Source organism: Mucilaginibacter sp. OAE612 (assembly GCF_041806395.1).
Taxonomy (GTDB): Bacteria; Bacteroidota; Bacteroidia; order Sphingobacteriales; family Sphingobacteriaceae; genus Mucilaginibacter; species Mucilaginibacter rubeus.
On the sequence record NZ_JBGMUW010000001.1, the window covers coordinates 3,656,814 to 3,675,250 of the forward strand.

At 41.9% G+C, this 18,437-nt stretch carries 14 protein-coding genes; 8 read left to right on the forward strand and 6 right to left on the reverse strand.

What is annotated here, in order from left to right:
• The first annotated feature begins 193 nt into the window (after nt 1–193).
• Genes ABID99_RS15095 through ABID99_RS15105 form a run of 3 tightly spaced genes read left to right on the forward strand, consistent with a single transcriptional unit; the run spans nt 194 to nt 5,935 of the window.
• Entirely contained in the window at nt 194–3,232 is a 3,039-nt protein-coding gene (locus ABID99_RS15095; protein WP_090524510.1) for a TonB-dependent receptor, read from the forward strand.
• Nucleotides 3,233–3,262: 30 nt separating this feature from the next.
• Complete coding sequence (locus ABID99_RS15100) at nt 3,263–4,846, forward strand: RagB/SusD family nutrient uptake outer membrane protein (RefSeq protein WP_373614225.1); 1,584 nt, start codon at nt 3,263–3,265, stop codon at nt 4,844–4,846.
• A gap of 60 nt (nt 4,847–4,906) precedes the next feature.
• Entirely contained in the window at nt 4,907–5,935 is a 1,029-nt protein-coding gene (locus tag ABID99_RS15105) for a SusE domain-containing protein (protein ID WP_354481837.1), read from the forward strand.
• A gap of 281 nt (nt 5,936–6,216) precedes the next feature.
• Here the strand turns inward: ABID99_RS15105 and ABID99_RS15110 are convergent, their stop codons facing one another.
• Nucleotides 6,217–7,503: a citrate synthase gene (locus tag ABID99_RS15110; protein ID WP_373614226.1), complete on the reverse strand. Its 1,287-nt coding sequence runs from the start codon at nt 7,501–7,503 to the stop codon at nt 6,217–6,219.
• Between the two features lie 132 nt (nt 7,504–7,635).
• Between ABID99_RS15110 and ABID99_RS15115 the strand changes: the two genes are divergently transcribed.
• Nucleotides 7,636–10,917 (forward strand): PAS domain S-box protein, encoded by a 3,282-nt coding sequence (locus tag ABID99_RS15115; RefSeq protein ID WP_373614227.1) that lies wholly within the window; start codon nt 7,636–7,638, stop codon nt 10,915–10,917.
• Between the two features lie 385 nt (nt 10,918–11,302).
• Here the strand turns inward: ABID99_RS15115 and ABID99_RS15120 are convergent, their stop codons facing one another.
• Both ABID99_RS15120 and ABID99_RS15125 read right to left on the reverse strand, forming a co-directional pair.
• Nucleotides 11,303–11,836: a DUF3347 domain-containing protein gene (locus ABID99_RS15120; RefSeq protein ID WP_176623784.1), complete on the reverse strand. Its 534-nt coding sequence runs from the start codon at nt 11,834–11,836 to the stop codon at nt 11,303–11,305.
• Nucleotides 11,837–11,843: 7 nt separating this feature from the next.
• Nucleotides 11,844–13,091, reverse strand: coding sequence for an ABC transporter permease (locus tag ABID99_RS15125; RefSeq protein ID WP_091171548.1), 1,248 nt, complete (start codon nt 13,089–13,091; stop codon nt 11,844–11,846).
• A 260-nt stretch (nt 13,092–13,351) separates the two neighbouring features.
• Between ABID99_RS15125 and queA the strand changes: the two genes are divergently transcribed.
• The gene (gene queA, locus ABID99_RS15130; protein WP_090524496.1) at nt 13,352–14,401 is read left to right on the forward strand and encodes a tRNA preQ1(34) S-adenosylmethionine ribosyltransferase-isomerase QueA; all 1,050 of its coding nucleotides are present in this window, start codon (nt 13,352–13,354) and stop codon (nt 14,399–14,401) included.
• Between the two features lie 100 nt (nt 14,402–14,501).
• Complete coding sequence (locus ABID99_RS15135) at nt 14,502–15,230, forward strand: 2-C-methyl-D-erythritol 4-phosphate cytidylyltransferase (RefSeq protein ID WP_354481830.1); 729 nt, start codon at nt 14,502–14,504, stop codon at nt 15,228–15,230.
• A 41-nt stretch (nt 15,231–15,271) separates the two neighbouring features.
• On the opposite strand, the gene ABID99_RS15140 is transcribed toward ABID99_RS15135, so the two are convergent.
• The 3 genes from ABID99_RS15140 to ABID99_RS15150 all read right to left on the reverse strand — a co-directional run bounded on the left by ABID99_RS15140 (nt 15,272) and on the right by ABID99_RS15150 (nt 16,396).
• Complete coding sequence (locus ABID99_RS15140; protein ID WP_110585189.1) at nt 15,272–15,421, reverse strand: lmo0937 family membrane protein; 150 nt, start codon at nt 15,419–15,421, stop codon at nt 15,272–15,274.
• Between the two features lie 110 nt (nt 15,422–15,531).
• A complete protein-coding gene (locus tag ABID99_RS15145) occupies nt 15,532–15,753 on the reverse strand; it encodes a DUF2795 domain-containing protein (protein WP_002996718.1) in 222 nt (73 codons plus the stop codon).
• A gap of 94 nt (nt 15,754–15,847) precedes the next feature.
• A complete protein-coding gene (locus tag ABID99_RS15150) occupies nt 15,848–16,396 on the reverse strand; it encodes a cob(I)yrinic acid a,c-diamide adenosyltransferase (protein WP_090526166.1) in 549 nt (182 codons plus the stop codon).
• A 241-nt stretch (nt 16,397–16,637) separates the two neighbouring features.
• Here ABID99_RS15150 and ABID99_RS15155 point away from each other — a divergent pair, with 241 nt between their 5' ends.
• Together ABID99_RS15155 and ABID99_RS15160 are read left to right on the forward strand one after the other, a co-directional pair.
• Nucleotides 16,638–17,663, forward strand: coding sequence for a chitinase (locus ABID99_RS15155; RefSeq protein WP_373614228.1), 1,026 nt, complete (start codon nt 16,638–16,640; stop codon nt 17,661–17,663).
• Nucleotides 17,664–17,736: 73 nt separating this feature from the next.
• On the forward strand, nt 17,737–18,360 hold the full coding sequence (locus ABID99_RS15160) for a hypothetical protein (RefSeq protein WP_354481827.1): 624 nt from the start codon (nt 17,737–17,739) through the stop codon (nt 18,358–18,360).
• Nucleotides 18,361–18,437: the final 77 nt, after the last annotated feature.

Below are 18,437 nucleotides of genomic sequence, written 5' to 3' on the forward strand. Positions count from 1 at the left end.
CTTCTTTAATAAATTTCAATATTTCTTTACAGTTAAAAAAGACTTAATTAAACGCTTTAAAATTATCTTTTATATAAAATTTGCAATTGATATTTGTAAATGTAAATTAGTCGCATGCTGTTTCGGCCACAATAATAAACCAATTATAGACGGCAAAATAAGCCTTTTTTTATTCATAAAAATCAATAAGTAAATGAGAAAAAATTACTCAAAAAAGTATGTTCTTCTTTGTGCTTTCCTGATGATGTCATTCATGGCGTTTTCACAAACCGGGAGTATTAAAGGAAAGGTATCTGACGAAACCAACCAGCCCCTCCCCGGTGCTACGGTTACCGTCGATGGTACCACTATTGGTTCAACTACCGACCCTAATGGTAACTATGCCATTAACAATGTTAAAGCCGGTACTTACACCCTAAGTGTAAAATTTATCGGTTATATTACCATCAAAAAAACAGTAACCGTTAACGGCGCAACGGTCGAAAACTTCAGCCTCGCTCCCGAAAGCAAAAGCCTTAACGAGGTAGTGGTTATAGGTTACGGTACCCAGCGTAAAAAAGATCTTTCAGGCGCAATCACCAACGTAACCGCCAAAGATTTCCAAAAAGGCGTTATTACCACCCCCGAGCAATTAATTGCCGGTAAGGTTGCAGGTGTATCCGTAATATCAAACAGCGGCGCGCCTGGTGCAGGTAGTACGATTCGCGTGCGTGCGGGTGTATCACTGGCAGCAGGCAATGATCCTTTGATCGTAATTGATGGTGTCCCTATCGATCGTCCGCGTAACGGTGACGGCACATCGAAAATACCGGGCGTTGCAGACCCGTTGAGCTTGATTAACCCAAATGATATTGAATCGTTTTCCATTCTGAAAGATGCGTCGGCTGCTGCTATTTATGGTAACAGGGCCTCAAACGGTGTCATATTGATCACTACCAAAAAGGGCAAAAGCGGTAAACCGGTTATCGATTTCAGCACTCAATTTTCGGCCAGCAAGCTTAACAAATATGTTGACGTACTTACAGGCGATCAAATACGCGATTATGTGAATGCCAATGGCACAGCTATACAAAAATCGCAGCTTGGAACAGCAAATACCAATTGGCAAAAGCAAATTTACCAAACAGGCATCACTACCGACAATAACATCAGTATATCAGGTGCAACGAAACACCTGCCGTATCGTGTCTCTGCCGGGTATTTTGATCAGACAGGTATTTTAAAAACCAGTTCATTACAGCGGTTTACCGGCGCAATTAACTTAAGCCCAAGCTTTTTCACAGACCATTTGAAAGTAACCCTGAATGCTAAAGGCTCACAGGTGAAACAACGGTTTGCCAATGAGGGGGCAATTGGTGCGGCAGTTAGCTTTGATCCTACCAAACCTGTTTACTCGGGCAGCAATCGTTTTGGTGGCTATTATGAATGGCTGAATGATCCATCAAAACCAGCTACAAGCCAGCTTAAAGGGTTAGCCACACTTAACCCACTGGGCTTACTTGAAGAGCAAGACAACCGCAGTAATGTTTATCGTAGTATAGGCAACCTCCAATTGGATTATAAGTTTCACTTTTTGCCCGAATTGCATGCAAATGTTAACTTAGGCTACGATGTATCTAAAGGCTCGGGCAGTGTGAACATTCCTGATAGTGCGGCTTCAAACTATAACGGATTTCAAGACAGTAAAGGGATCACTCACCGCGGCCAGCGAAACCCGTATAGAGGCACACAATCAAATACTATATTTGAAGGTTACTTCAGCTATGCTAAAGATCTAAAAAATATCGCAAGCCATATTGATGCAGTTGCCGGTTACTCATATCAGGATTTTAGCACAAAAAATTACTTTTACGGGTCCTATGCATTTGACGGAACCGAAAGACCAGGCTCTAATCCAAACTTTAATTTTGATGAACCAGAAAACAGGTTAATATCCGTTTATGGTCGTTTAAATTACGTATTTCAAGATAAATATATCCTGACCGGTACTGTACGCCGCGATGGTTCATCAAAATTCAACCCCGATAGAAGATTTGGTACCTTCCCTTCTGTAGCATTTGCCTGGAAATTAAAACAAGAGCAGATGTTTAAGGGAATAACTGCATTATCTGATCTTAAATTACGCCTGGGTTACGGTATAACCGGTCAGCAGGATGGCATTGGTAACTATGATGTGATATCGTTTTATAATCTTAGTGGTAACGCCGCCCAATATCAATTAGGCGATATTTTATACAACCTGTACCGTCCGGGCGGATATTATTCACAACGTACCTGGGAGCAAACAGCATCATCAAATGCCGGGCTTGATTTTGGATTTCTTGACAATCGCATTACCGGTACCCTTGATTTTTACTACCGCAAAACATCAAAACTACTTAACAGCATACCCCAGCCAGCAGGTACTAACTTTTCAAATACCATTGTGGCCAACATTGGCGATTTAACCAGCAAGGGTGTTGAATTAAGCCTTAATGCAGATGTGATCAGATCACAGGATATGAACTGGAGCATCGGCTTTAACGCCACCTACAATACCAACAAAATTACCCGGCTTACCCTGGCTCCTGATCCAAGCTATCCCGGTGTGTTAACGGGGGGCATATCAGGCGGCACCGGTAATACAATCCAAATCAATTCGGTTAATTATCCCCGCCTTTCCTTTTACGTTTATCAACAGGTTTACGGTGCCGATGGCAGACCGCTTGACGGCGTTTTTGTTGACCGCAATAAGGATGGCATTATCAATAGCAGCGACCTTTACAGATATAAAAGCTCAGATCCTAAGGCATACTTCGGTCTTAATTCAAACTTCAATTATAAAAAATGGTCGGCGGGCTTCTCAGCAAGGGCAAGTGTAGGTAATTATGCTTACAACAACGTGCTTGCAAGCTCGGGCACACAATTAAGCGTATTTAACGGCATCGGAATTTTGAACAACGCTTCTACAAGTTTGCTTCAAACTGGTATAGTGGGCTCTTCTGATAAGATGAGGCTATCCGATTACTACATACAGAACGCGTCGTTTATAAAAATGGATAACATTAACCTCGGCTATAACTTTGGCAAAGTGTTTGGCAACACCGGCAATTTGCGCGTAAGTGCTAACGTACAAAACGTATTTACCATTACCAAATATAAAGGTCTTGACCCCGAAGTTAGCAGCGGCATTGATAACAATTTTTACCCAAGGCCGCGTACCTATGTGTTAGGTTTAAACCTTTCATTATAATATAAAGCTGATAACGCAAAAAAGATTGACATGAAAAGAAATTCATTAAAATATATATTAATAACCGGTTTGATAGCCGCGGGTTTAACATCGTGCACCAAGAAGCTTAATTTGCTTCCTACCAATGATGTAACGGCGGAGCAGGTTTACAGCTCGCCCGAGGGTTACAAACAAGCATTTGCCAAGGTTTATGCAGCATACGCGCTCACCGGTAATACAGGGCCTGCCGGCAACGGCGACGTACAAGGTATTGACGAAGGCACGTCTGATTTTTTCCGCCTGATGTGGTGTGCTCAGGAATTACCGACCGACGAAGCTGTTGTTGGCTGGGGAGATGTGGGGCTGCCGGATTTTCACAGCATGACCTGGTCATCAAGCAACCTGTTCCTTACAGGTTTATACTATCGTTGTATGTATCAGATTACATTGGCTAATGATTTTATCCGCCAGTCGTCTGATGCTAAACTAAGCAGCAGGGGAATTACCGGCGCCGATGCTGATAAAGTTCATCAATATGTTGCTGAGGCGCGCTTTTTAAGAGCCTATCAATATTCGATTTTAATGGATTTATTTGGAAACCCTCCATTCGTTACCGAAAACGATGCTTTGGGTGGTGCTTTGCCTAAGCAAATAAGCCGTAAAGATCTGTTTACCTATATTGAAGGCGAGCTTAAAGCAATTGATGGAGGCCTTGCTGATGCTCGCACTAACGAATATGGCCGCGCAGATAAAGCGGCTGCATGGGCATTATTAGCCAGGATCTATCTTAATGCTGAGGTTTATACCGGTACAGCTAATTATGCAGCTGCGGTAACCTATTCAAAAAAGGTGATTGATGCCGGTTATTCATTAGTTAGTGACTATTCCAAATTAATGCGCGCTGATAACAACCTCAATAAAAATGAGTTTATTTTAACCATTAACTATGATGGCTTACATACCCAAAGCTATGGTGGTGCCACATTTATGACCCATGCCCCCGTTGGTGGCTCAATGCCTGCTGCTGATTATGGTATTTCAGGCGGCTGGGCCGGTTTACGTACTACCAAAGCTTTTGTAAACCTGTTTCCGGGAGGCGCCTCGAGTGCTGATAAACGTGCCCAGTTTTATACCGATGGCCAAAATATCGATATCAATACCATAAGTAGCTTTACCGATGGCTACGCTATCAGTAAATTCAAAGATGTTAAGATAAACGGTGCCCCCCCGCAAAGTTTGGATTATGCAGATATGGACCTTCCTATTTTCCGTTTAGCCGAGCAGTATTTGATCTATGCTGAAGCTACTACACGCGGCGGTGGCGGCGATGCCACACTTGCTTTAAGCTATGTTAACAAATTAAGGGCCCGTGCCTACCAAAGTGCTACCACCGGCCAGTTAACCGCTTTAACAACCGATCTGTTGCTTGATGAAAGAGGACGTGAGCTGTACTGGGAAGGTTTCCGCCGTACGGATCTTATCCGTTACAAAAAGTTTGTAGAGGCTACCTATTTGTGGCCGTTTAAAGGTGGTTCAAAAGATGGAAAAGGCGTTGAAAGCTTTCGCACGGTATATCCGTTACCATCGGCAGATGTTACAGCTAACCCTAATCTGAAACAAAATACAGGATATTAATAATATACCGGGAGATGCTCTTAAAGTATCTCCCGTAAAACCATAAAACCTAAAAAGGATATGAAAAAAATATTTACCACGCTCCTGGCATTCGGTGGCATAGCGCTGCTGATGCTGGCGTCATGTAAAAAGGATGAAGTAAAGGTTGTAGCAAACGTGGGCAAAGTGGGTGCTTTAACTTCAACAACAACCGCTCCCGCACTATCTAAACCCAATGCCAATAATGATGCTATTACCTTTAGCTGGGCCGCAACCCCGGTAACTGGTTACAATGCCCCCATTACCTATACTATACAGTTAGATGTAAAAGGTAATAGTTTTAAAAACGCAAGAGAAGTAAGCACCGACAAGCTTACCCAAACGCTTAAAGTGGGTGTGCTTAACGATATGTTAACAGCATTGAAGCTATCTTATGACAACCCATCGCAAGTTGAGGTGCGCATTAAATCATCAGCGGCTCCAAACCTGGCTGCTACCTACTCAAACATTATTACATTAACTGTATTACCATACCAGGGTACAGGCTATATTTATGTTCCCGGTGCTTACCAGGGATGGGATCCCAAAACTGCCGACAGTCTTACTTCGCCAAATAATGACGGTGTGTATGATGGTTATATCGGTTTCCCTGCAGGTAAGCTTGAATTTAAACTTACTCCTAAAAAGGTTTGGGACGTTGCATACGGAGATGCAGGCAGCGGAAAAATAAGTACTACCGGCGGTAACCTTTCAGTACCTGCCGCAGGATACTATGCATTGCATGCTGTTATTGATCAAAACGATAAAACAAAAGGCACATTTACGGCTACCCCTGTGTTCTGGAGCATTATTGGCGATGCTACTCCGGGCGGCTGGAGCACTGACACCGATATGCTTTATGACGCTACTACCAAAACCTGGAGCGTTACCGCTGCTTTAATTGGGGGCAAGGATATAAAATTCAGGTTTAATCACAGCTGGGATTTAAACTTGGGCGGAACGCCAGCGGCACTTACGCCAGGCGGAGCTAATTATACAATATCAGCCGGCGGCACTTACAAGATAGTGTTAAACGCCAACGCCAACACTTTTACTATTACTAAGCTTTAAGCTTAACCACTGCAGTTGATTGATTTATTTATATGGCCCCGCACGGTGAAAACCTGCGGGGCTTCTTTATCTGAACCTTAATTTTTGACGAATGATCACGCTGATTTCGCTGATTCCCTCGTTTAGTATTATTAAATAATAAGATTAGCAAATCAGCGTAATCATATTAATCAAAATCAAAAATCAGCGGTAAAAAAAGCGATGAGGTCATCCCCCATCGCTTCCTATTTTATATAATATTTCTTCTATGAACTATGATCCATCAACTATGAACCATATACTTATCGACTTGCTATATCAACATATTCTTTAGAGGTTGCACCTACATAAATCTGGCGCGGACGACCGATAGGTTCTTTGTTTTCTTTCATTTCTTTCCATTGAGCAATCCATCCCGGTAAACGGCCAAGGGCGAACAGTACAGTAAACATATCCGTAGGGAAGCCTAAGGCGCGGTAAATGATACCGGAGTAAAAATCAACGTTAGGATAAAGTTTACGCTCAACAAAGTATGGATCTTTCAAAGCAACCTCTTCCAGTTTCTTGGCTATTTCCAGTACCTCGTCATTAACCCCCAGCTTTTCTAAAATATCGTCGCAGGCTTTTTTAATGATCTTTGCACGGGGATCAAAGTTTTTATAAACGCGGTGGCCAAAACCCATTAAACGGAAAGGATCATTCTTGTCTTTAGCCTTGGCAATCCATTTATCAGTATCGCCACCATCTTCTTTGATCTTCTCCAGCATTTCAATTACAGCCTGGTTGGCGCCGCCATGTAACGGGCCCCAAAGCGCCGAAATACCTGCAGATACCGAAGCATAAATATTAGAATCGGACGAACCTACTATGCGAACGGTAGAAGCAGAACAGTTTTGCTCATGATCGGCATGTAAAATCAACAGCTTGTTCATAGCGTCGATAACCACCGGATCGATCTCCACCTCCTCTGTACGCTGACCAAAAGTCATGTGCAGGAAGTTGGTAACGTAATCGTATTTATTTTGAGGATAGATAACAGGGTGCCCTAACGATTTTTTATAGATCCATGAAACCACGGTAGCCATTTTTGCAAGCATTTTAATAATGCTTTGGTTAAGCTCTTCGGTGGTTTGGGATGGCTTTAATGATTCGGGATAAAAAGCCGATAATGCAGATACCAATGACGACAGCTGCCCCATCGGGTGCGATTTTGACGGAAAGCCATCAAAAAACTTTTTCATGTCCTCATGCACCAAAGTATGGCGGCTTAGCTCGTACTGGAATGATTTTAGCTTTTCGGCAGATGGCAGCTCGCCATAGATCAGCAAATAAGCAACTTCAATAAATGATGATTTTTCGGCTAATTGCTCAATTGGATAACCACGGTATTTAAGTATTCCCTGCTCGCCATCTAAAAAAGTAATGGCGCTTTTGGTAGCGCCTGTATTTTTGTACCCGATATCAAGTGTTACATAACCGGTTTGATCGCGAAGCTTGGAAATATCGATTGCCTTTTCACCTTCAGTGCCCTCAATTACCGGGAGCTCAAATGTTTTATCACCAATTTTTAGTTGTGCTGTTTCCGCCATAGAAATTTGTATCTGCAACAAATGTAAATAAATCTGCGTATTAATAACCGCTAATATAATTTACTGTTTGTAAAAATTTTCGGCCAAATTTATTATTTTACAACCTGTATTTGTGCTTATAGACGTTAATAATTGATTAAAAAATTACTGCAAAACATGTCGTTAAAAGGTAACTCATTGGTAATGATCCAAAACCAAGCTACCGTTTATCGCCTTTTACTCATAGGCTTATTTATTGCAAGTCCCTCGTTACACTATCTTTGCTTCCACAATTCTTACGATCCTTTTTGGCTAAGGGCTATAAACTGTTTTTTGTGTGCTATCACGCTATTTTTTTCTTTCATTAATAATAAGGTTTTTTATAAAGCGGGGATCTTTGCCACCGTTTTGTCTTTCCTGGTCATAAACAACTGCATTTTACTTAGCAAAAACGGATTTGAACATGTGTACCTGTTTAGCGCAATAACCATTTTTATTGCTTTAACCCTTTTTTGCAAAAAAAGCCAGGAATTCATAATTATCTGCGAAGCTAACCTTGCAGCTATTATAACCGCCTATTTTACCGCGCCCAGGCTTGCCATTTCGCCCGCAGTGCTGATCGTACTTATTTTGGTTTTCACTGTAATAGCCTATGTCTCATTTTTAGTGGTGATGGCTTATCAATACCAGCTAAAAAATGCTGTTAATAACGTGATGAAGCTTAACCAAAGCCTAATGGTTAATGATGCCAAGCTGCGTGAAAGTCGTAATCATCTCAACGCGCTCATTAACTCATTAAATGACATCATTTTTGAGTTTGATGAAAACAAAACCTGCATTAACGTATGGTTTAATGAAATGACCGAGCGCGTAGTTGATCCGCGGATAGCGATTGGCAAAACACTCGATAAGGTAGTGGGCCCGCAAAAAGCCGAAAAGTATGACAGCGCTTTAAACTACGTAATAGAAAACCGCAAACCCATATCAATAGAGTTTTTATCTGATTACGAAAGCGGACATTCCTTTACGGCTAACTTCACCCCCGTATTTGATAAAACAACAGGTTATACCGGCCGGATCTCGGCTTCAGTAGTGGATATAACCGAACAAAAGAAATATGAACGGGCCCTTAAAGAAAACGAAGATCAGTTACTGGAAGCTCAAAACATTGCTAAAATAGGCAACTGGTGGTATGACCACGAGAGCAAGGAAACATTTTGGTCGGCCAACCTCAATGCCCTGCTCGGGATTGAAGATATTCCCACCGGCATGAACCACTTTCAATACTATATAAGCCTGGTACATCCTGACGACAGGGAGAACGTTTTTGAATACCTTGCATCCATCCGTACAACAGCACAAAACCAACTTGAGCATAAATTTATCACACCGGCGGGCAACTTAAAATATATCAGGATCCAACGCGGCGAAAAGAAATTACTGTCAGACACAGTTACACGCACATTTGGCATTATCCAGGATATTACCGAGGCCCGCCTTGCCGATAAAGCAGTTAAACTAAGCCAGCTTGAACTGATGGAAGCCCAGGCCATTGCTAAAATAGGCAACTGGAAATATGACGTAGCGTCGCGTCGCCTGTCCTGGTCGGAGGAGCTGAATGTCATTTATGAGCTTGACCAGGATACCTCTTCATGCCAGCGCTGTTTTATAAAGTTGCTGCTTAAGCATGTACATCCTAACGACAGGTTTATTGTCAGGAGCTTATTGCGTAACGAGTTAAGCAACATGGATTCATCCTATGAATACCGCATTATAACTCCCGGTGGCAATATCAAACACCTGAGTATTATAGCCGGCAAACGCCTTTATAATGAAGACGGAAGTGTGCGCAAAATTATAGGCACCCTGCAGGATATTACAGAACGCAAACAGGCTGAGCTTGATTTCAGAAACGTCGAAAGCAAATACCGGCGGGTATTAGAAACTGTTAATATGATAGCAATAACGGTTAACGACAGTGGCATTGTTACCTTTTGCAACAAATACCTGGCAAACCTGGTAGGATATACCCAGGCCGAGATAATTGGCATGAATTGGATGGACAATTTTATTCCCGATGATCTGAAAGATTTTTTAAAGAGCTGGTTTATAAATGACAATTTTTTACCGCATTACATTAACCCTATTATTTGCCGTAACGGCGAGCAACGGATCATAAGCTGGCAAAATACGGTTTTTTATGACGAAAACGGCGTTTTTAAGGAGACCACAGCGCTTGGCGAAGACATAACAGACCAGGAGAAAGCACGGCAGGACCTAATATGGGCTAAAGAAATGGCCGAAAAGTCGTCTAAGTTCAAGTCGGAATTTTTATCCATCATGAGCCATGAGATCCGTACGCCGATGAACGCGGTTATTGGTACAACCAACCTGCTGCTTGACGAAAACCCAAGGCCCGAACAGATGGAATACCTCAATACGCTCAAGTTTTCGGGCGAAAACCTGCTGGCCATTATCAATGACATTTTAGATTATAATAAGATTGAGGCTGGCAAGCTGGAACTGAATAACTCAAGGTTCAACATTCACCAGCTAATCCATAAAATAAAGCAATCTTTTGAGCCAAAGGCGGCCGAAAAAAAACTGACGCTTGAATTGATAACAGATGATACCATTCCCGGAGATTTAATGGGCGATGCCATGCGGCTGAGCCAGGTACTTAATAACCTGATCAGCAATGCCATTAAATTTACACATACAGGTAAGGTTATTATCCGGTTGGATAAGGATGTGATAACCCCAAACACCGTTAATATTAAATTTGCGGTTACCGATACAGGTATAGGCATTTCGCCCGAAAGCTTCAACATTGTTTTTGATCCTTTTATGCAGGACCAACAAGTAATTGATAATGACTATGGAGGTACCGGTTTAGGCCTCGCTATTACCAAACGGCTGGTTGAACTGCATAAAGGTACAATTGCTGTATCAAGCGAACTGGGTAAGGGTACCACATTTAGTTTTGCTATAAACTTTACCCTCGCTCCTGAGGTCGCTGCCATGAAACCGGTTGCTGTTGCGGCGAATGCTTCAGACTACAACTTACGGGGCATGAATATTTTAGTTGTTGATGACAACAAAATGAACCTGATGATAGCCGGCAAATTTTTAAGGCGCTGGAATGCCCAGGTTCAGGAAGCATCAAATGGGCAAATAGCTGTCGACCTGGTTAACCAAAACTCTTATGATCTTATTATTATGGACTTGCAGATGCCTGTTATGGACGGCTTTGAAGCAACGGCGATGATTAAACAAACACAGCCCGACTTGCCCATCATAGCCCTCACGGCCGACGCCATGCCCGAAACCTACCAACAAGCGCTGGAAGCGGGTATGTGTGATTATTTGACTAAACCTTTTGTTCCTGAAGTACTGTACAGCAAATTGGCAAAACATATCAGGCAATCAGTGTAACTTCGGATTTCAGATATTCGATTTGGGATCGAGGCGAAAGGTAAAAGGTTAAAGGCTAAGGGTTTAAAAACCTCCGCTATTCGAAGTCCCCGTTATTCGAAGCCTATGCCTTCGGGTGAACTATGCCAGGAGTTTGTAACTCCAGCCCTACACACTAATTAAATCATATCACAATAGCCTATATATTTGGTTTGCAACCACATACATAAATCATCCATAGACGAAGTCTACGGGCGGCGAAGCGATCAGTATGCAAATCGCTTTAAAATATCATAAAATCCTTCAATCATGAAAATCATGGTTCAAAATAAAAAAAGCGACAGGGATCGCCTATCGCTTTAAATATCATCAACGTAATCGGTGTAATCAAGAAGGATCAACGGTCTTAGTTAATCTGTTCCTTCACAGTTCCGCACTCTTTCATGTGCTCCGGAAAATAGGGGTTTACAATTGGTTTTGTTGACGAAAGCCAGTACCCTCCTTTTCCTCCATCGGCCATCGGGCAAAAGTCAACATAAATTGGCGCCGACTTGAATTTCGCACCTTTTACCAAAGCGATAACATCTTTACTTAATACCAAAAACGCTTCGCGCTGGGCTTTGATATCCGCTGCATTGCTTATCTGGTGCGCCACAGCAGCTGTTTCGCTGCAGCCTTTTATACCAGAAAGCTTACCTTCCAAAGCTGTAGCAGCTGTTTTTATGCCGGCGGGGTCCGATTTAACAAACTCATCTTTTAAAGCGATATAAGCCTTAAAAACATCACTGGTGTTACCTGTATCTGCAACCTGGGCTTCGGCCGCAGGCTTGGCAGCAGCAGTCGTATCCACTTTAGCAATATCCTGTTGTTTGGCAGGCTGGTTACACGCAGCGGCAACAGCTAAAGCCGCTAAAAAACAAAATTCTTTAATTATTTTCATATTACAATTAGTTTGTACGGATAGCTTCTACCGGGTCCAGCCTCGAGGCCGAATACGCGGGAATAATGCCAGCTATCACCCCTATTATAATTGAATAGCTTAAGCCCCGTGTAACGTTAGCAGCATCAAGTATTACCTGTACATCTAAAGCGGCCTTTACGGCAAACGTGGCCAGATATACAAAAAACAACCCAATGATCCCGCCCACAAAACAAAGCAAAACCGATTCAATTAAAAACTGCAATAATATGAAATAGTTTTTAGCCCCTAATGATTTTTGTATCCCTATGATATTGGTGCGTTCCTTTACCGATACGAACATGATATTAGCGATACCAAAACCACCAACTAAAATTGAGAACCCGCCAATGATAGCACCGGCAATGTTGACCACTTTAAAAAGATCGTCGAGCTGCTGGGTGATCATGGTTGTACGGTTTAACGAAAAATTATCATCGGCTCCGGGCCTCAGCCTCCTGATAGAACGCATCAACCCTTTGATCTCGCTTTCAACATCATCGGTCGGGATCCCTTTTTTTCCACGCACAATAATTGAAGGACCATATTTTGAACTCTGTATATCAATTAAGTTGCGGGCAAAGTTAAGGGGCAGCAGCACCTCCTTATCTGTAGAGATACCAAGCATATCCTTACCCTGTTTTGAAAACACGCCTACAATGGTCACATACCGCCCCATCACCTTAATCTGCTTACCTACGGCATCGCCATCGGGGAAAAGGGCCTGGGCTATATCATAACCGATATCGGTTATAGGCGCACCGGTTTTTGATTCCATTTCGGTAAAGTAACGACCACTCTCAAGGTCAAAATTCCAGGTTTTGTCATGATCCTGTGATGCAGCGTCTACCTGGGCGCCTTCAACCGTGTTGCTCTTATACTTTATAGTGCGGTTATCAATATTTATTTCGTATGATAATGCCTCGGCGGTTGTAATACGGCGCGAAAGTTCGTTAAAATCGCGAAGGTCAGATTCAGGCCTTTGCAGGTATTTCCACCAGGGGAAATCGCTACCGCCTACCCAGGGCCACTTTTGCACATATATACTGTTATTACCCAGCTTATTAACACTATTTTGCAGATTATTACGCAGGGTATCAACTGCCGATTGTACAGCTATGATAGTAAATATACCAATAGTTACCCCAAGCAATGACAGCAACGTACGTGTTTTGTTCTGCCGCAGGGCATCGCCGGCAAACAAAAAACTTTCCCTTAAAAGTTTTAAAAAAAGCATATAACTTATTTTGATCTTACTTGTTAATCAATCCTAATTGCACGGTTAAAGCGTGGAGGTAATAATAATATAACGGGCGTTTTTATTACTGATACATTAAGCCGCCTGCCAATATTTTTTTAGACAACAGAACATGATTTAAGTTACAGTATTTTGCAATTAATATAACGGTAGTGTAATAAAACTGCTTCTTAAAAAAATCTGTTAAATTAACAAAAAAATTCGTACATTTGCGCCCTTGAAAATTCATAAAAACAAGCATGAAATTATCTCAATTTAAATTCAACTTACCTGAATCTCTTATCGCCCATACACCCTCTGCCACCCGCGATGAATCACGTTTAATGGTTTTACACAAAGATTCGGGCAAAATTGAGCATAAAATATTTAAAGACGTGCTGGATTATTTTGATGATAAGGATGTAATGATCCTTAATAATACTAAAGTTTTCCCTGCCCGTTTATATGGCAACAAAGAAAAAACCGGTGCTACCATCGAAGTATTTTTGCTGCGCGAATTGAATAAAGAATTGCGTTTATGGGATGTACTGGTTGATCCGGCCCGTAAAATACGAGTAGGTAATAAATTATATTTTGGCGATGACGATTTGCTGATTGCTGAAGTTGTTGACAACACCACTTCACGCGGCCGTACCATCCGCTTTTTATTTGACGGTACCGACGAAGAATTCCGTCGTAACGTTGAAATTTTAGGCGAAACACCACTGCCTAAATACATTAAACGCAAAGCTACCGCCGAAGATAAAGAGCGTTACCAAACCATTTTTGCTAAGCATGAAGGCGCCGTTGCTGCTCCTACTGCAGGTTTACACTTCAGCCGTGAGCTTATGAAACGCCTTGAATTAAAAGGTGTTGATTTTGCGGAAGTTACTTTGCACGTTGGTTTAGGCACCTTCCGCCCGGTTGAGGTTGAGGATTTAACCAAACACAAAATGGATTCGGAGCAATTTATCATTGAACAAAAACAAGCTGATATTGTAAACCGCGGTATTGAACGCAAAGCACGCATCTGTGCAGTTGGCACAACTTCAATGCGTGCCATTGAATCGGCTGTATCGGCAAACAAAACCCTGAAAGCTGCTAACGACTGGACCAGCAAATTCATCTTCCCGCCGTATGATTTCAGCATTGCCAATTCAATGATCACCAACTTCCATACACCTGAATCAACACTATTGATGATGATTTCGGCATTCGGCGGTTACGAGCATGTAATGAATGCATACGAAATTGCCGTAAAAGAAAAATATCGTTTTTACAGCTACGGTGATGCGATGCTGATCATCTAATCTTCTTAGATTTGAGATATAAGATTTGAGATATGAGACTATGGTTTCATATCTCATTTTTTTTGCAGGCAATTTTGTTAGATATTAGTCAAATAAAGTCATGACAGCCTCCAATCTCACATCTCATATCTCACATCTCACAGCTCAAAACAAAAACTACGTTATCATAGTAGCAGGAGGTTCGGGCAGCCGGATGCGATCGGCGGTACCTAAACAATTTTTACTGCTTAACGGTAAACCCGTATTAATGCATACCATTGAAGCCTTTGAGCAATCGGAGGCGAAACCAGCCATTATACTGGTTTTACCAGCAGCTTACCATGCTTACTGGCGGCAATTGATTCAGGAATATTCATTTACCATTTCCCATCAGTTGGTTATGGGCGGAGAAACCCGTTTTCATTCGGTCAAAAACGGGCTTAACCTGATTACCGAGCAGGAAGCACTGGTTGCTGTACAGGATGCCGTACGGCCGCTTACTGCATCCTATATTATTGATGAAGCTTACCAATGCGCCGCCAAGCATGGCACGGCGGTAGTGGCCGTTAAAAGCCGCGATTCGATACGCCAGGTAAAAGAAGGCCGCTCGGTAAGCCTGGTCAGGGATGAGATTTACCTGGTGCAAACCCCGCAAACCTTTAGGGCTTCGCTATTAAGAAAAGCTTATGAACAACCATTTGATACCCGGTTTACAGATGATGCAAGCGTTGTTGAGCAATATGGCGCCGAAATAAAACTTACCGAAGGCGATCATAGCAACATCAAGATCACCTTCCCCGAAGATATCGCCATTGCCGAACTGCTTTTAAGCAAAAAGCCACAGCTATAAAGTCTGCGGCTTTTTTGATTTGCAATACAAGGTTAAATTTGTTATGCCCGTCTGATTACACCTAAAAGTACAGCTATAATAGCTATTACTAATAGTATGTGAATCAAACCACCCCCAAATGGGTGTATAAATGCTCCAAACAGCCATCCTATAACCAGGATAACAGCGATAATGTACAATAAACCTCTCATTTTGTTATGTTTTTAGTAGTTAAGTAAATGTGTAATTACCCATACCAAAACCATTCCAAAATTAGCGGTTAATAAAAAAACCCTCATTGCTAAGGGTTTCATTATCGTGTTTAGTACTCGTCTTCATTAAAGAAGAAGTCGTCTTTAGTCGGATAATCCGGCCAGATCTCTTCTATGTTTTCGTACGGTTCGCCATCGTCTTCAAGTGCCTGAAGGTTTTCGATAACCTCAACAGGAGCGCCTGAACGGATAGCATAATCAATTAATTCATCTTTAGTTGCGGGCCATGGTGCATCTTCCAGGTGCGATGCCAGTTCAAGTGTCCAATACATCGTTTTTATTTATATTTATAATTATCAGTAAAATTTACTTTTTCGCAAAAGTATAACATTTTCAAATTGAATATCAATATTTTTTTTCAATTTTTTAAACCCGTGGTATCCACTGATTTTCAGCTATTTTATTAGTATCAGCAATTTTGCGGGCCAAAGTGAACAGGTAATCACTCAACCTGTTCAGATAAATATTCACTTTTTCATCAACTGTACTTTCTTCGGCAAGCTGAACGGTTATCCTCTCGGCACGGCGGCAAACACATCTTGCAATATGGCAAAATGAAATCACATTACTGCCACCCGGTAAAATAAAATGTTTAAGCGCCGGCAGGCTTTCATTCATGGTATCCATTTCCGTTTCCAGCATTTCCACATCACTCATGTGAAGGTCCGGAATAATCATCCGTGACCGCTCAGGGTCGGCTGCCAGTGAAGAGCCAATTGTAAACAACCTGTCCTGTATCTGCTTCAATACCTCCTTATCATGTGCATCAATATCCTGATCACCAATAAGCCCGATGTACGAATTAAGTTCATCAACCGTACCATAGCTTTCAATGCGGATATGGTGCTTGGGCACGCGCGTACCGCCAATTAATGAGGTAAACCCTTTATCGCCCGTTTTAGTATATATTTTCATACTTAATTTAACAAATAAGCCGCCAACAATCAGGCTACAAAAAAGCCAACTCTGATTATCAAGCAATTAAAACCAAGCCCGATAAATCTTTTTTTCATGATTGGTGTTATTTCAAATCTATCATCTTAAATTTTGTATTTCATAACACTTTAGCATATTTTTTGCCAATAAAGTGTAATTTTTAATATGTTAGCTTAAACTTGCATCCGTGATATCATCAAACATACTTAGCGTGAAACTCATGAAACCGATCATATTATCATCCAAGCTGCTCTCCTTATCGCTTATCATCCTGCTTTCAACCGGCTTTAGCTGCGGCGGCAACAGTAAAAGTAGCAGTGGCAGCGACAGTAACAAGGCGGTGGCAGATAAACCGGCCCCTCCTAAAGTAAGCATGGCCAGTTTATTAAGCGAAAAACAATTTAATGATCTTTTTCCGCAACGTGATAAATTTTATACTTATGCTGCCTTTATCAAAGCAGCCGATGAGCTCGGCATGATCAGTATAAAAGTAACCCGCCGGGCAACATCCGTTTACCAGTTGATACGTACCGATAAAAAAACAGGCAAAAAGGCCGTTGTACGCCAGGATGTTGATTGGAACGAAGAATGGGCCAAAGCCAAACCAGATAGCACCTACACCATTGACTATGGCAATTTCTGCACCGAATACAGTGCCGATGTAAATAAAAAGGAACTCGCTGCCTTTTTTGCGCACATTGCGCACGAAACCCGTCATGGCATGAATGCTACATATACCGATGGCCTAATGCTGATCCATGAAAGCAATACCAGTTTGCCTTACATTGCCGAAAATGATGAATACCCACCTGTGGCCGGTAAAAAATACTATGGCCGCGGGCCGATGCAATTGAGCTATAACGGCAATTACGGCTATGCTTCGGATTGTATTTTAGGCGATGATAAAATACTGCTCCAAAATCCCGAGATGGTAGAAACCGACCCGGTGATGGCTTTTAAAACCGCCATCTATTTCTGGATGACGCCTCAAACCCACAAACCATCGGCGCATGCTGTAATGACAGGCAAATGGCAACCCAATGCAGAAGATAAAGCCGCAGGCCGCACACCTGGTTTTGGTATGACCATTAATATTGTAAACGGCGAAGTAGAATGCAATAAGGGCGAAAACATGTATAATATGAACGACAGGATTGGCTTTTACCAGTTTTTCCTGAAGAAATTAGGGATTACTGATGCTAATTGCGCTTGTTCATGCGGTAAAATGAAGCCTTATCATTATTAACAGCTGTATTTTTGAATTTCAAAGCAAAAAAGTTATTATTATATTAGCATTATACAACACTAAACTTTAACATTTGGAATCCACTATTGAAAACGCCGGTTTGTATCCCCCGGCTACCGACCAGTTCGGTGATATCCTGGACAGCCTGAAAAACAGATTCAGGATTGAGCAAACCGGGCATATTGATTTTCATTTAGAGCAGTTTAGCATTTTCAAAGACTATCTCGACATTAGTGTAAAAGAATCATATGCTATAAAAAATAAAAATAACGACAGCTATATGCTGTTCACCGAATGCCAGTCAAAACATATCGGGCATCATCACGGCAAGGCTGTAACCTACACACCATATCAAACCTGGGCACTGGCTTATTTAAAGCATGATTTTGGCCGGGTACTCATCAGGCGCGAAACATTGGTTGACAAGATCATTGAACTGATCCACCCGGTTGAGCTTGATTTTGCCGAGGACAAGGCCTTTAGTGACACTTTTTATATGCTGGTAAGCGACCGCCAAAAAGCAATTACCGGTGCCGACCGTAATTTCCGCAATGTGGTAATGGATATCAGGCTGGATGATTTTGTAATAGAGATTGTTGAGCACACCCTCATTATCGGTAATACCCACGCCATATCTGCAGAAAAAGCTATGCATCTGGCAGAGTTTGTTTCGAGGCTGTGTACCACCTGCGATTGAGCACACAATTTAGATGTGAATAGTAATAACAGTAGCGGATAAAATAATTCCTGTTGTTTGTAGAGACGCATAATTGC

Excerpts from the sequence above, each read along its gene's own strand:
- ABID99_RS15095 (WP_090524510.1), top strand. The coding sequence starts at position 194 with ATGAGAAAAAATTACTCAAAAAAGTATGTTCTTCTTTGTGCTTTCCTG.
- ABID99_RS15100 (WP_373614225.1), top strand. The coding sequence starts at position 3,263 with ATGAAAAGAAATTCATTAAAATATATATTAATAACCGGTTTGATAGCC.
- ABID99_RS15105 (WP_354481837.1), top strand. The coding sequence starts at position 4,907 with ATGAAAAAAATATTTACCACGCTCCTGGCATTCGGTGGCATAGCGCTG.
- ABID99_RS15110 (WP_373614226.1), bottom strand. The coding sequence starts at position 7,503 with ATGGCGGAAACAGCACAACTAAAAATTGGTGATAAAACATTTGAGCTC.
- ABID99_RS15120 (WP_176623784.1), bottom strand. The coding sequence starts at position 11,836 with ATGAAAATAATTAAAGAATTTTGTTTTTTAGCGGCTTTAGCTGTTGCC.
- ABID99_RS15125 (WP_091171548.1), bottom strand. The coding sequence starts at position 13,091 with ATGCTTTTTTTAAAACTTTTAAGGGAAAGTTTTTTGTTTGCCGGCGAT.
- queA (WP_090524496.1), top strand. The coding sequence starts at position 13,352 with ATGAAATTATCTCAATTTAAATTCAACTTACCTGAATCTCTTATCGCC.
- ABID99_RS15135 (WP_354481830.1), top strand. The coding sequence starts at position 14,502 with ATGACAGCCTCCAATCTCACATCTCATATCTCACATCTCACAGCTCAA.
- ABID99_RS15140 (WP_110585189.1), bottom strand. The coding sequence starts at position 15,421 with ATGAGAGGTTTATTGTACATTATCGCTGTTATCCTGGTTATAGGATGG.
- ABID99_RS15145 (WP_002996718.1), bottom strand. The coding sequence starts at position 15,753 with ATGTATTGGACACTTGAACTGGCATCGCACCTGGAAGATGCACCATGG.
- ABID99_RS15150 (WP_090526166.1), bottom strand. The coding sequence starts at position 16,396 with ATGAAAATATATACTAAAACGGGCGATAAAGGGTTTACCTCATTAATT.
- ABID99_RS15155 (WP_373614228.1), top strand. The coding sequence starts at position 16,638 with ATGAAACCGATCATATTATCATCCAAGCTGCTCTCCTTATCGCTTATC.